15 protein-coding genes, 1 tRNA gene and 1 rRNA gene (1 of these 17 running past the window's edge) are annotated in these 13780 nt (G+C 38.3%); 3 read left to right on the top strand and 14 right to left on the bottom strand.

Annotated features, from left to right (window positions below):
- A 16S ribosomal RNA gene (locus tag ACY3XC_RS14885) occupies positions 1-313 on the bottom strand; it reaches 1237 nt to the left of the window's first position.
- Between the two features lie 594 nt (positions 314-907).
- On the opposite strand from ACY3XC_RS14885, the gene ACY3XC_RS14880 reads away from it, so the two are divergent.
- Together ACY3XC_RS14880 and ACY3XC_RS14875 are read left to right on the top strand one after the other, a co-directional pair.
- The gene (locus tag ACY3XC_RS14880; protein WP_464869246.1) at positions 908-1603 is read left to right on the top strand and encodes an MgtC/SapB family protein; all 696 of its coding nucleotides are present in this window, start codon (positions 908-910) and stop codon (positions 1601-1603) included.
- An 81-nt stretch (positions 1604-1684) separates the two neighbouring features.
- Positions 1685-1757, top strand: a tRNA-Ala gene (locus ACY3XC_RS14875).
- Between the two features lie 33 nt (positions 1758-1790).
- On the opposite strand, the gene ACY3XC_RS14870 is transcribed toward ACY3XC_RS14875, so the two are convergent.
- The 6 genes from ACY3XC_RS14870 to ACY3XC_RS14845 all read right to left on the bottom strand — a co-directional run bounded on the left by ACY3XC_RS14870 (position 1791) and on the right by ACY3XC_RS14845 (position 6333).
- The gene (locus tag ACY3XC_RS14870; RefSeq protein WP_464869245.1) at positions 1791-3167 is read right to left on the bottom strand and encodes a DEAD/DEAH box helicase; all 1377 of its coding nucleotides are present in this window, start codon (positions 3165-3167) and stop codon (positions 1791-1793) included.
- A gap of 132 nt (positions 3168-3299) precedes the next feature.
- Positions 3300-3752, bottom strand: coding sequence for an OsmC family protein (locus ACY3XC_RS14865; RefSeq protein ID WP_464869244.1), 453 nt, complete (start codon positions 3750-3752; stop codon positions 3300-3302).
- A 21-nt stretch (positions 3753-3773) separates the two neighbouring features.
- Positions 3774-4943 (bottom strand): vitamin-B12 independent methionine synthase, encoded by a 1170-nt coding sequence (locus ACY3XC_RS14860; RefSeq protein WP_464869243.1) that lies wholly within the window; start codon positions 4941-4943, stop codon positions 3774-3776.
- 15 nt (positions 4944-4958) lie between these two features.
- A complete protein-coding gene (locus ACY3XC_RS14855; RefSeq protein WP_464869242.1) occupies positions 4959-5672 on the bottom strand; it encodes an OsmC family protein in 714 nt (237 codons plus the stop codon).
- A gap of 15 nt (positions 5673-5687) precedes the next feature.
- On the bottom strand, positions 5688-6050 hold the full coding sequence (locus tag ACY3XC_RS14850) for a DsrE family protein (RefSeq protein WP_464869241.1): 363 nt from the start codon (positions 6048-6050) through the stop codon (positions 5688-5690).
- A 43-nt stretch (positions 6051-6093) separates the two neighbouring features.
- Entirely contained in the window at positions 6094-6333 is a 240-nt protein-coding gene (locus ACY3XC_RS14845) for a sulfurtransferase TusA family protein (protein ID WP_464869240.1), read from the bottom strand.
- Positions 6334-6499: 166 nt separating this feature from the next.
- Between ACY3XC_RS14845 and ACY3XC_RS14840 the strand changes: the two genes are divergently transcribed.
- A complete protein-coding gene (locus tag ACY3XC_RS14840; protein ID WP_464869239.1) occupies positions 6500-7411 on the top strand; it encodes a selenium metabolism-associated LysR family transcriptional regulator in 912 nt (303 codons plus the stop codon).
- Positions 7412-7445: 34 nt separating this feature from the next.
- On the opposite strand, the gene ACY3XC_RS14835 is transcribed toward ACY3XC_RS14840, so the two are convergent.
- From ACY3XC_RS14835 to ACY3XC_RS14805, 7 genes are all read right to left on the bottom strand, one after another.
- Positions 7446-8945, bottom strand: coding sequence for an acyl-CoA synthetase (locus ACY3XC_RS14835; RefSeq protein ID WP_464869238.1), 1500 nt, complete (start codon positions 8943-8945; stop codon positions 7446-7448).
- Between the two features lie 104 nt (positions 8946-9049).
- Positions 9050-9790 (bottom strand): 3-oxoacyl-ACP reductase FabG, encoded by a 741-nt coding sequence (fabG, locus tag ACY3XC_RS14830; RefSeq protein WP_464869237.1) that lies wholly within the window; start codon positions 9788-9790, stop codon positions 9050-9052.
- On the bottom strand, positions 9787-10707 hold the full coding sequence (gene phaZ / locus ACY3XC_RS14825) for an intracellular short-chain-length polyhydroxyalkanoate depolymerase (protein WP_464869236.1): 921 nt from the start codon (positions 10705-10707) through the stop codon (positions 9787-9789). Before phaZ ends, fabG begins: the two co-directional genes overlap by 4 nt.
- On the bottom strand, positions 10689-11702 hold the full coding sequence (locus tag ACY3XC_RS14820; protein WP_464869235.1) for a 3-oxoacyl-ACP synthase: 1014 nt from the start codon (positions 11700-11702) through the stop codon (positions 10689-10691). The genes phaZ and ACY3XC_RS14820 overlap by 19 nt, the downstream gene beginning before the upstream one ends.
- A gap of 17 nt (positions 11703-11719) precedes the next feature.
- Positions 11720-11899, bottom strand: coding sequence for a hypothetical protein (locus ACY3XC_RS14815; RefSeq protein ID WP_464869234.1), 180 nt, complete (start codon positions 11897-11899; stop codon positions 11720-11722).
- A gap of 11 nt (positions 11900-11910) precedes the next feature.
- On the bottom strand, positions 11911-12909 hold the full coding sequence (locus tag ACY3XC_RS14810; protein WP_464869233.1) for a branched-chain amino acid ABC transporter permease: 999 nt from the start codon (positions 12907-12909) through the stop codon (positions 11911-11913).
- 4 nt (positions 12910-12913) lie between these two features.
- Positions 12914-13774, bottom strand: a complete 861-nt coding sequence (locus ACY3XC_RS14805) for a branched-chain amino acid ABC transporter permease (protein ID WP_464869232.1) — start codon at positions 13772-13774, stop codon at positions 12914-12916.
- Between the last annotated feature and the right edge of the window lie 6 nt (positions 13775-13780).

The following is a 13780-nucleotide window of genomic DNA, read 5'->3' as shown; positions in this document are numbered from 1 at the left end:
ATCACCCTCTCAGGTCGGCTACGCATCGTCGCCTTGGTGAGCCGTTACCTCACCAACTAGCTAATGCGCCGCGGGCCCATCTGTAAGTGTCAGCGTAAACCGACTTTCAGCTTTTCCTCATGAGAGGAAAAGGATTATCCGGTATTAGCACCGGTTTCCCGGTGTTATCCCAGTCTTACAGGCAGGTTGCCCACGTGTTACTCACCCGTCCGCCGCTAATCAAGAGGTGCAAGCACCTCAAGATTCGCTCGACTTGCATGTATTAGGCACGCCGCCAGCGTTCGTCCTGAGCCAGGATCAAACTCTCCAAGAAAGTTGATATAGCTCAAAAATGTTACGTTGGCTTAGCTTTTATAAAAAGCTAAAAAATTGTTTGTTGACGTTCTTGTTTGTTTAGTTTTCAAAGAACAAATTCTTTCACTAATGAGCTTGTCCTACCAAGTAAGCTCGAAAGCGGCCTCTTTAATTTAGCATATCCATCAAGACGATGTCAACAACTTTTTTAATTTCTTTTTTTCGTTGTGTGACTCACTCGTGAGGACGAGATTTAATATAACATGTTCGAAAAATGATTGCAATATAATTTATAATTTTTTTTGGATTCATTTATTTTAGGTAGAAGGTAAACAACAATTTACTTTAGTCATTTGAAGGAGAATAAAGAATATTCAACAGTCAAAGGATAAATCAAATAAGTGATGGACTCATAATTTCAACCATTTATGTATATGTAATTAGTAAGGACTTAAATAATTTAGGACTGTACGAAGAGAGAAAAGCAACACTAGCTTTTTCAACTATATTTAGTAATAACTAATATTTTTTATTTTTCATCAAAGGGATATCGTATAATAGTAATAACTATATTCTAACAATCACTAACACAACAATAATGGACGTGAAGACAATGGAGAATATTGATTACGATATATTATTAAAGCTTGGAGTATCAGCAATTTTCGGGCTTATAATTGGGCTTGAACGCGAATTAAAGAGAAAACCTGTAGGACTTAAGACGAGTCTTGTAATATCTGTAGTGAGTTGTCTACTTACCATTGTTTCGATTGAATCTGCATATATGTTTCCAGCTTCTGACGATGTAAGAATTACCATGGACCCCCTTCGCCTTGCTGCGCAAATTGTTTCTGGTATCGGTTTTCTAGGAGCAGGCGTAATCCTTAGACGGGGAAATGACAGTATATCTGGTTTAACAACGGCCGCGATGATTTGGGGAGCAGCTGGAATCGGTATCGCTGTTGGGGCTGGTTTCTTTTTCGAAGCGTTTGTTGGTGTCGCCTTACTAATTATTAGTGTAGAATTGGTACCATATGTCATGAAATTCATTGGTCCAAAGCAATTGCGTGAAAAGGAAATTAGTCTTCAATTATTTATTAGGGATAAAATCCAGATTGAAGATGCCATTTCATTTATTATGGAGAGAAAATATATTATCCGCAGGATCCGCATAAAGGATTTAGATAACGGTGATCATCTCGTGCAGATATTAATTGCAGTAGATTACCGTGAGAAGACTACTGAGGTATATGATTCTGTTTCAAAATTAGCTGGCGTTCATAAGGTAGAAATAGAAAGCATGGGTTAATTTCTTTTAACTGAAGAAAAAGTAAAAATTACTATTGCAAGAATGGTATGAGAAAGATATAATTTTTCTTGTACCACATACGGGGGCTTAGCTCAGCTGGGAGAGCGCTTGCATGGCATGCAAGAGGTCGTCGGTTCGATCCCGATAGTCTCCATACTTAAAAACCCTTGCCTCGCAAGGGTTTTTTCTATGTCATTCTTCTATTTTTACTAGGACTGGATTGGCTCCTGCCTTTTTCCCCTGGTCTGGTATTCGTACGTTTTCCCTTAATAGGACTCTTCTTGTTCCCTTGATCCTTCGATGATCCTCTTCCTTTTTGTCTCGTACTGCTCTTACCATCACTTTTACCGTCGGTTGTACGAACTGACTTTCTGTTTTTATTCGTTTTAAATGTCCCTACCTTTTCCGACTTTGAAGTTGAACTTGGTTTTTTATCTTCCTTTTCTCCACTATTTCCTAGGTTTTGCTTTTGAATCGTAATGTTAAGCTCTTTTTCAATCATATCAAGAGTTGGGCGATCGTCTGAAGAATATAATGTGATGGCCAATCCCTTTGTACCTGCTCTTCCAGTTCTTCCTATTCGATGAATAAAACTTTCGGCATCTTGAGGAATGTCATAATTAAATACATGTGTCACCCCTTCAACATCGAGACCTCTTGCTGCGACATCGGTCGCTATCAACAGTTGAACATCCCCATCCCTGAAGCGTTTCATCACTTGCTCTCTTTTGGCTTGCGACAGGTCCCCATGCAGTTCATCACATAAAAATTTGTGAGATTTAAGAACATCATACAACTTTGAGACTCTGCGTTTGGTCCTACAAAAGATTACAGCTAAATATGGTCTATGTGTTTCAACTAATTGAATCAATGTTGCTTGCTTTGCACGATCAATGGTATGAATAGCAATTAGTTTAACATTTTCCGCAGGGCCCTGTGTTTTTTCAACTTGGATGTATTCAGGTTTACGCATATGTTTATTAGCTAGTGTCCGTATTTCCTCTGGCATTGTAGCAGAAAAAAGCATAGTCTGACGTGTCTTAGGTGTTTCCCTGATTATATCCTCAACTTCATTTAGAAATCCTATATGCAGCATTTGGTCTGCTTCATCAAGAACTAGAAATGAAGCTTCTGATAAGTGAACTGTTCCTCTTCTTATATGGTCTAACAGCCTGCCTGGTGTCCCAACAACGATTTGAACATTCTTCTTTAGTTTCTTTAGCTGCTTATCAACATCCTGGCCGCCATAAACTGCTAACACATCAACACCATCAATATCATTGGTCAACTTTTCAAATTCCTCGGTAATTTGTAAAGCCAATTCTCTGGTTGGGGTAACAATGAGTGCTTGTACATACGGTGCTTGTGGATTTATTTTTTCTAAAATAGGCAGTATGAAGGCAAATGTCTTCCCCGTCCCAGTTTGGGCCTGTGCAATAACATCTCTCCCACCCATTACAAATGGTATTGCCTTTTCTTGAATTGGTGTTGGTTTTGCTACACCGAATTCCTTTAATTTATTTACGTTCGATTCAGAAATACCTAATGATCTAAAATCAGGCAAAAAGATCCCTACTTTCTCTATCTCTAACAGTAATTTTGTCTTATTAATATTGAGTGTTTATCACCGAAATAGCAAATATTCCTTACATTAAGAAAAAAAGACCTTATCGATGAGATAAGGTCTTAGATAACTTTAAGCTGTAACAGTTGCTTTTACCCAATGATTTTCAATCGGTATTCCCGCATCCTTTAAGGTTCTGAAAACAGGGCAGCGTAAATCAACTGCTTTTTGTAACTCTTCAATTCGCTCATCAGGCTCTGATGTTTCTAAAAATGCTTTCACCGTTACATTTTGAAAGTAGGGTTTAACTGATAAATCACCCATTAACCCCGTTATATCTAAATTTCCTTCCACCTCAAAAGTAATCCCTTGAAGGTCAAACTTCATTTCTTTTGAAATTAATTGAGACATAACATTTTCACAGCCAATGAGTGAGGCTAAAAGTGTAGACATTGGGTCGATTGCAGAATCATTGCCTCCAAATGATATGGGCTCATCAATTGCAATTGTATGTTTTCCTGCAATTAAATCTGTCCGCATTACAGTACCTTTTCCTTCTACTTTAAAATTCATCAATTGTCCCATTCTATTACCTGCCTTCATTCGTTATACTAATATCGTTTCCCGTAATTTTTTTGCAGCAGAAGACATCACTTTCAATTTTTTGAAGGCAATTTCTTCACTATTCATCGGACGTTGTGCAAATGTTCCAAATCCACAATCAGGATTTAAAAATATTTTCTCATCCGGTAAATAATTTCTTACTTCCTGCACCCGTGATAGAATTTCATCAACAGTCTCAATAGCTTCCGTCCTAGGATTGATAATACCGAATCCGATTTCTTTTCCGCCAAAATTGCGTATAGCGTCAATCTCACCTGCACGAGGTGTTGCATATTCAAGGATTAACTGATCAATATTCACATTAGAAAAATAAGGAACTAATAAATCATACGGACCTTTTAACAAAACTTCTTCTTGAGTGCTCCAATTACCTCTACAAACATGAACTCCAACCCTTGTTCCTCTGCCTAACATTCCATTTGTAACCTGGTTCATTAGATCCAAAGCAAACGCAATTTCTTCCTCTGCATCTGCCTTTGCTGTCAACGCTCCGCACATAAATGTCCTATTTGCATTTTTCTTAGTAAATACAAGCTCTGTTAAGACCGGCTCATCAAATTGGACGAATTCTACTCCAGCAGAAATCAAATCTTCCATTTCTTCTCGTAAAACTTTAATAACATCTACTGACAAATCCTCTTTAGTCGGATAGGCTTCCTTCGACAATCCTTCCACCCACATTGATCTTGTTAGAAGGTAGGGACCGGGTAGTGCAACTTTTACTGCTTTGTTTGTATGTTTTTTCAGAAAAAAATAATCATTTAGTGCTAATGGTTTTTTTCTGCTAATTTTACCGGTTGCTGCTGGATTAGACATTGAGAAAGCTGGAACATCTAATGTTCCGAGAATCTCCTCAAAGCTTGCTTTATCCTCAACATAATCGAGAAGATCAGATACCGTTAGCATTCTTACATTATGTAAATGCTCAGCAACAAATGAGATAAAGTTGTCCCGCCGTTGTTCTCCATCGGAAACAATATCGATTTCAGCATCCTCTTGCCATTTTAAACACTTTAATACAGCCTGGTCAGCAATTGAATCGAACTCTGCTTCACTTATTCTTCCGGCACGTTTATCACGCATTGCCCGTTTTACTTCATTTGATCTTGGCCAGCTGCCAATAACAGTGGTAGGGAATTGAGGGAATTTCACGTTTTATCCTCCTTGTTAAAATACGATTGATAGTTTAATATCAATGGTAATCATTTGATTAAGAGTTTGATAAATTGGTGATCTCTCAAGCGTATTGACCCATAATTCTCCCAACACATCTTCTAGTTCTGGAGAGGATACATAAAAAGTTCCAACAATATGGTTGATTTTCGGGCTTCCAACATCCTCTAACTCCATATGGAATAAGACATTTTCCAATCCGCCTTTAATTGAAAGTTCCAGATTATCAATCTCGATATTTTTCCGCGAAGCTTGTGCTTTGTAACCAACAGTCAAACATGAAGCTAATGAGGCTAGCAAGTAATCAATAGCACTAGGAGCAGTTACTTTTGAGCTGAATTCTGCAGGTTGTCCTGCAGTGAATGTATGGTTTCTTGAATGAATTTTTGCAGATAAATCCTTTTCTCCCCGGACCCGTACACTCCATTCATACCCTTTTGCAGCCTGTAAATCCTTCTCTAGTTCAGTCTCATATGATCCTTTTTTAATAAAGTAATGAGTTGTATTATCACCAGGAGCTGAACCAAGAAATAAATGATCAACCATTCTGCACCAGGCTGGCAGGTCTTCGGCAACCGTTCTCTCCCTGCTGCGGACTTCGAGTATTTGACCATTTAATAATGGGTCCATTGCTTTTTTTATGATTAATAGTAAGCCTGAGCCACAATCTAAGTCACCGCCATCACAGACAGCATGTGCATTTACCATATTCTTCACCTGCTCTTAATAGGTAATGGAGGCTGCACCTAGGCTAAGGAACTCTACTAGTTTCGCTCCACCTACAATGGTTGCACCTTCAACAAGGTTTTCTTCATCCAAATCTCTTTTCTTGTAACAAGGGCTGCAAACCCAAAGGGTTCCGCCTGCTTCAACGAAGTTATCCATTAATTGTTTTAAAGGTGCGAATCCTGCCTCGTGAATATCATCCGCATATCCTTTCGATGCCAAGTAAGCGCCTTCAACGTTTAGAAACACAACCGTTTCCTGTCCAGATGCCACTGCTGCATTTGCTACAACAAAACCAACTGTTGCTTTGTCCGGGTTATTCTTTGCATTTGTTAAACTAACTAAAAATTTTCCCGCCATGATAAATTCCTCCGAATATTCATTTTTATGTAAAAGACTAGAATCAGCCTTTTTCAATATAGTAATAACTGATTTTTCCAAAATCCTTACGATCTAGCAGGGTGTGTTTTTGCATTCTACACCAAGCGGGGATGTCTTCTCTTGCACCTGGGTCATAAGAAATAACCTCAATGATCTGCCCGCTATTCAACTTTTTCATCGTTATGAACAGATTCATAATCAGCTCCCCGCACCCTGTAGGTCCAGCATCATAAATATGATCTGGTATATATTGGAGTGACATTTATACAGCTCCTATCAATTAGTAATATATTCACAGTATTTATTTCAAAAACTGTTCATAACCCTTGTTCAATTCCATTATAAAAAAATGTTATGATAAGATAAATTCAATTTATCTATTCTACCGATAAATATAAATCGGTAATTTGAATAAAGGGGCAAAGTCTATGGATTTACACCAATTATTTGTGTTTACAAAGGTAGTTGAGCATAAGAGCTTTTCTAAAGCAGCCGAAGACATCTTTTTAAGTCAATCAACAGTCAGCTCCCATATTCAAACACTTGAGAGAACTCTTAATGTAAGTCTATTTGATCGGGTTGGCAGAGAGAATATTCTTACACCATCCGGTGAGCGTTTGTATCAGTGGGCACTAAAGCTCTTATTATTGAAGGACCAGGCGATGTTGGACTTAAAGAAGGGTGTGACCGAACTCAGGGGAATTATTCGAATCGGTGCAAGCTCTGTGCCTGGGCAATTTATGATTCCAAAGATGGTCAAGCAATTTAGAAATCAATACCCAAAAGCAACATTTCATATTAACCAATCCTCCTCAAAAAATGTGGCGGATAAGGTTCTAAATGGGTCTGTGGATTTTGGTATTTTAGGTGAGAAATATGAAAACGAAAAGCTATGCTATATTCCCTTACTTAAAGAAAGTTTAGTCCTAATAACATCACATCATTCTGATATTGTTGGTTCTGTAGATATTCATGAACTCTTAAAGTATCCTTTTATTATGAGAAACGCTGATTCTGGAACGAATTCACTTATTGAAAAATTTTTGACGAAAAACCAAATTTCAAAAGACCAAATGAATATTGTTGCTTATACAGAAAGTGGACAAAGTTTGATTCAGTTCGTACTCCAGGATATCGGTATAGCAATTATATCGGAAATGGCTGCAAGGGAATATTACGATAGAAATTTACTTAGGATCCATGATATTAATGGATTCGATAATGAACGATTTTTCTATCTCGTTTATAACCAAAACAAAACCCAATCGATGTTATCTAAATTATTTATTGAAAGTGCACACGAACTCATTAAACCTATAAGTCCAGACGAAATAAAATGAAGAAAAGGAGGACCCGCTTGAGTTGGTTCTCCTTTTATGTTTGTGTACTTAATTCTTTTAATTTCTTTTTATCGATTTTTCCAACATGTGTTTTTGGGAGCTCATTCAAAGATATAAATTTCTTCGGAATTTTATATCTTCCAAGTTTTCTCTCACAATAGGTTTTTAGTTCTTGTTCATCTAGAGATTGAGGATGTTTCTGAACGATAAATGCAGTAACAAGTTCCCCCCATTTTTCATCTGGGAGTCCAATTACGGCCACTTCATCAACCTCAGGGTGAGCTGCAATCCAATGTTCAATCTCAAGTGGATAAACATTTTCACCACCCGAGATGATCATATCCTTCTTTCTTCCGACAATATAATGGAATCCATCTGCATCTTTCTTCGCCAAGTCTCCAGTATGAATCCAGCCTTCTTTTTTCGTTTCTAGCGTTGCGAGTTCGTTATTCCAATAATGCGAGAAGGAATGTTTTCCTTTGATTAAAAGTTCTCCAACCTCGTTTATTGATGCTTCGTGACCCTCATCCTTTATAAGTTTAATAGCGTTGAATAACATTGGTTTTCCAACTGACCCGCGTTTCACTTGCGCTTCCTCTGGATGAATAAAGAAATTATTTGGGCCAGCTTCCGTTAACCCATACCCTTCTTTAAAATCTAATCCTTTTTTCTTAAAAGCTTCATAAACGTGGAATGGACATGGGGCCGCACCTGATAAAAATACTTTCATAGAAGGAAATTCACTTCTCTGGAACTCTTCCGTTTGAATGAGTAAATGGTACATCGTTGGTACAAGGAGAATAATCGTACAGCTATACTGTTCAATTGAATTCACTACTTTTTGTCCGGTAAACTGATCTCCAATAACAACAGTCCCTCCGGTCATTAGGATTGGCAGCGATAATGCATTTAGTCCGCCTGTATGAAACAGTGGCATATAGTTGATCGTTACATCCGCTTCTGATAAATTCCAGCTAAGAACAGTGTTTATAGCGTTCCATTGAATCGATTGATGACTTAACACCACTCCTTTTGGTTGACCGGTTGTTCCCCCTGTATAGATTATGGCTAAGGGATCAAGTTCAGTGATTGGGTCAAAATGATTACCTCTATCTAATTGAGCTGTAGTCTCTTCATACTTAGAGTCTCCAACATAAAAAGAACTTGGTACTACAGCTTTTAAGGAAGTAAACATATTCTTGAACTTCTGATGGATACCAAGTAATAAGGGTGAACAATCCAGCAATATTTCATTTAATTCATATTCTGACAACCGCCAGTTAAGCGGAACAAATATGGCGCCAATTTTTCCACAAGCAAAAAGCAAATCAAAATAGCTAATATTGTTTGGCGACAGAAGTGCCACCCGATCACCTTTTTTCACTCCTTGACTTTTTAACCATCCAGCCACTGAGGACGAACGTTTATTTACTTCTTCATAAGTCCAGGATTTATTTGTATCTTCATCTATAATTGCCTTTTTATTTGGCGATAACCTTGCTCTATTTTCAAGCCAGTCAAGTTCCCACCTCACTGTTCAATCTCTCCTTCACAACTAGATGAGAATATCTTACAGAATCCTAGTTACATCAAAGTTACAAGAGTTAGGGTGAAAAAACGGCCCTAAAGGCCGTTTCTTTACATCATAATCCCGCCGTCTACATGTAGAACAGTCCCGTTTATATAATTTGATTCATCGGATGCTAAAAACAAGTAGGCATTTGCGATTTCTTCAGGCTTCCCCAGCCTCGCCAGCGGCACCATCTGTTTCATTTGGTCTAATACTTTTTCAGGAACCTTTGCTGTCATTCCTGTTTCAATAAAACCAGGGGCAACTGCATTTACATTAATCCCTTTGCGGCCAAGCTCTTTGGCCCATGATTTTGTCATGCCGACCACTCCTGCTTTTGTTGCCGCATAATTCGTTTGACCAACATTTCCATAAACGCCTGAAACAGAAGATGTATTTATAATTTTTCCTTTTCCATTTTCAATCATAGACGGTAAGACCGCTTGTGTACAATGAAACACTCCTGTAAGATTAACATCCAAAACTGCTTGAAAATCCTCGATGGATAATTTCGAAAGCATCGCATCTTTTGTAATTCCCGCATTATTTACTAGGACTCCGATGTTTCCGTAAGCTTCACGGACCTTTTCAACCATTTCATCTACACTCGAACGCTGTGCTACATTCACTTGAAAAAAGGTTACTTCATAGCCCTTTTCCCTTAATTCTTGTGCCCTCTTTTCACCCTGCTCTGCATTAAAATCAGCCATGGCCACCCTTGCACCCTCTTTGGCAAAAACTTCCGAAGCTTTTAAGCCTATTCCATTTGCCGCACCAGTAATAATAGCCACTCTGTCTTTTAATCTCATTTGAGCACCTCATTCTTTAAAAAATTTGTTATTTCTTTTAGTAATTGAGGTAAATCATCAACAAGGGGGGAATGCCCACAATCCTTTAACTCTACAAATTTAGCTTTTGGTCCTAAATCGTCTACCAATTCTTTTGTCATTTCAGCATTAACAACAAAATCACGGTCCCCTCTTAATACAAGGACAGGTACATTAATTTGATCCACTAAACCATTTCCATCTACCAGTCCATTATGATGATGACTGATATTAAACGTATTGTTTGAATGATGTACCTCAGCTAAGTTTCGCTGTGTTCTCATATCCTGCACATATTCGTCATATAGGTCAGGTTCAGGCTGATTTTTTGTATAAATAACGGAGTTCCATATTAGTTTTAATAAATCAACATTGTTCGTGTCATAGGCAGCTTGAACAGGCAGGGTTCGAATTAAGTCACGTTTAATATCTTCATAGGAGGAAAATCTTCGGAGTTCCTCGTTCTCACTCGTTTTTCCATCAAACGGATAGCCTCTAGTAGATTCTGAAGCTAATAAAATCAGTTTATTACAATAACCAGGATGATCTGCAGCAAATTGCATGGCGACAGCACCTCCTGTTGACCAACCCACAATTGCAAAATCCTTTAAGTCAATTTCATCGACAAAGAGCTTTACATCATCTGAAAAATCCTTGATTGAAGTAATAAGTTTATTGTAGCTAGATTTTCCAAACCCTCGTAAATCCAAAGCATATAACTTATATTCCTCAGACATATTATCTAGGACAAGGTCCCAGTGCTTAGAGGAAGTCATGTTTCCATGGATCAACAATACCTTTTTCTCACCTCCTTCCCTTTCTCGAAAGGCAATAGTTTCTCCATTTTTTAACTGTACCTCTTTCATCGTCACATTACCCACTACATCACCCTTCCCCATTTAATTGTAGAGGCTCCCCAGGCATAGCCAATCCCAGCACTAACTAAAACGACAATGTCACCCTCTTTTACCTTCCCTTCTTTTACGGCAAGCTCAAGAGATAATATTTGATCAATCTGCCCGATATGACCATAGTCCTCCAGATAGATTGATTGCTGGTGTGATAAGCCCAATTCTTTTAATACATATTCATGGGCAGACTTTTTCATGTGGAGCATAGCTATAAATGAAATATCTCCAACTTTGTATCCACTTTTTCTAACGGATTCCCGAATTACCTTCAGAAAATTAGCCATAGACTTCTGTTCCAAACGCTGTTTCATTCCCTCAGGATCAAGGACATCCAGCATATTTAGCCGCTGATCAATAGCTTCTTTAGTAATTGGATTTTTTGTACCGCCACTAACAACCACCACATCCTCTGAAAAGGATCCATCTGTCAGCAGCTCAGTTTCTAACAAGATGTTTTCGTTGTGGTCTTTTTTCAATAGAATTGCCCCGCCGCCAGCACCTAGATTAAACATGAAACGCGTCCTTGGGTTCTGGTAGTCGATAAAATCCCCATTTCGATATCCACCTGCCAGCAGCACAGTTTGGATTGTTGAATCCGCTATCATCAAGCTTTTTGCTACCTTAAGCGCCATAACGGTTGTTCCACATCTTAAAGCTGCATCAAATGCCCAGGCATTTAAGGCTCCAACCTCTTCCTGCAGTTTGATGCCAGCCGTCCAAAGTGGATATTCCTTATGCTCTTCACCAATATAAATAACGACATCAATCTCCATTGGATGTATTCCTGCTTTTTTAATGGCTTGCTTTGCTGCTTTGATGCCCATTTCACACGTATGATCATCAGGACCTGGAACATATTTCTTTTTTATCCCCATCTTTTCTTCAACAACATGTGCAGGGATACTTGCTTTTTCTGCTATCTCTTTACCTGTTATATAATCCTGCGGGAGGTATAGACCCGTACTTATGATTCCTATTTGCAAATTATCCACCACCTAGATTAAGTGTCTTCTACCATCGACATCATAAAAGCAGTAGCCTCTTCAATGGTCTCAAATAAAGTTTCTCGCTCTTCTTGAACATGGGTAACTTTAATCCTCCATTGTTTTTTACCAGTTTCTTTTTCAATAGCAGCTAGTTGAAAACGCACGACGAAGGAAGCAATTTGTAGTGTTTCCATTAAGCCTCCCTCTAACCTGCTAAATTTTCTTTTTTCTTAACAGGCTGCTGTTTTTTTCGTTTCCAAGTGAATTTCCTTAATGTCCCCACAATACCTAGCGGGAAGAAAATAACAACCAAAATATAAATGATGCCAAAGAAAATAATCCAACGTTCAAATATCCAATGTTCTTTTGCCAGCTCTGTTAATCCATCATGGGCAAATTCAATTAATCCTGCACCAATAATGGCACCAACTAAAGTGCCTACTCCGCCGATAATCGTCATCAATAAAGCGTCTAATGTAATATCCATTGCAAATACACTAGTATTCACATATCGAAGTGACATCGCATAAAAAATCCCTGCAATTCCGGCTAAAACACCTGAAACAACACTAGCAGCAATCTTATAGTGTAATACTTGATAACCTAAAGACTCTGTTCGTTGCTCATTTTCTCGAATGGCCTGAAGAACTCTTCCAAGAGGGGAGTTGGTAAAGCGTTTTAAAATCATAAAAGTAGCAATCATTGCAGCCAAACAAATGATGTAAAAATTAGTCCTATCAATAAACAGTTCCGGTACGCGAAAGGTAAATCCATCATTTCCAAACGTTAAGGTCCGCCATTTTTCCGCTAATACCAAAAACAATCCAGCCAATGCCATGGTTAACATCGCGTAAAAATGGCTTTTCAATCGCAGTGTAAGTAAACCAACAATAAAACTTACGATTGCCGTGATAAGAATCGTTGCCAGCACCGCATAAATAAAATGAAGCATAGTTGGTTCAAAACGCTTCATGAATATCCCAATCGAGTAGGCCCCGATACCAAAAAACATCGCATGACCAAAGGAAACAATTCCAGTAAAGCCTAGTAATAAATCGTAGCTCATCGCAAGGATGGCAAATACAAAAATTTGGGTTAACAAAATCAACATATTTCTAGATTCATAGACGAAAGGCAAGAGAAAAAGGAAAGCGCCAACGATGATATATATAGTATTTATTCTACTATTAACAATCCATTTCATACTCTCACCCCTTCCCGCCAAACAGTCCTTTTGGCTTTACAATCAAAACAACTGCCATTAAAAGCATGTTTACTGCTAATGATAATTCCGGTACATAATAAGCCATGAACGAACCTGATAACCCAACTAGGATCGCCGCCATGACCGATCCTGTGAAATTTCCCATTCCGCCAATGACAACTACAATAAACGCTAATATGGCAAACTCCATCCCCATACCCGCGTGTATGACACCAGAGTATGGTCCAAAAAGTACCCCGCCAAGCGCTGCCATACCGGAACCAATCATAAATACAAACATAAATACCTTCTTAATATTAATTCCCAGTGCCTGAACCATTTCCTTATTCATAACCCCGGCCCGGACAATCAGGCCAATTTTGGTATTTTTCAGCAAAAATTGTACTCCTGCAAAAACGAGCAATCCAACTACTATGATAAATACTCGATATTTAATGATAATCATATCGCCAATTTCCCAGCTGCCTGTCAAATATTCAGGAGGGTTAGCTGTTAATTGATTAGGTCCCCAAACAACTTTTAACATCTCTGATAGAACCAACATTAAGCCAAGAGTAATTAAAATTTGCTGAACATGGTTTCCGTAAACTGGTTTAATAATCCATTTTTCAGTAATAATCCCTAGTATAAAACCAGTAAGAATAGCACCAATAATACCGATAAAAAAGCTTCCAGTACTGGCATAAATCCAAGTGCCGCTATAGGCACCCCAGGCAAATAAACCACCGTGGGCAAAGTTAAGTACATCCATCAGACCGAAAATAAGTGTTAGTCCTGCTGCTAATAAGAAAATCAGCATGCCTGTTGCCAATCCATTTAATGTCAAATTGAATAATAGTTCCACCCAAAC

The sequence above is a fragment of the Bacillus sp. CZDM1 genome, from assembly GCF_055502545.1.
Note: the sequence above shows the minus strand (reverse complement) of the source record. Positions and strands in the feature narration are given on the sequence as shown.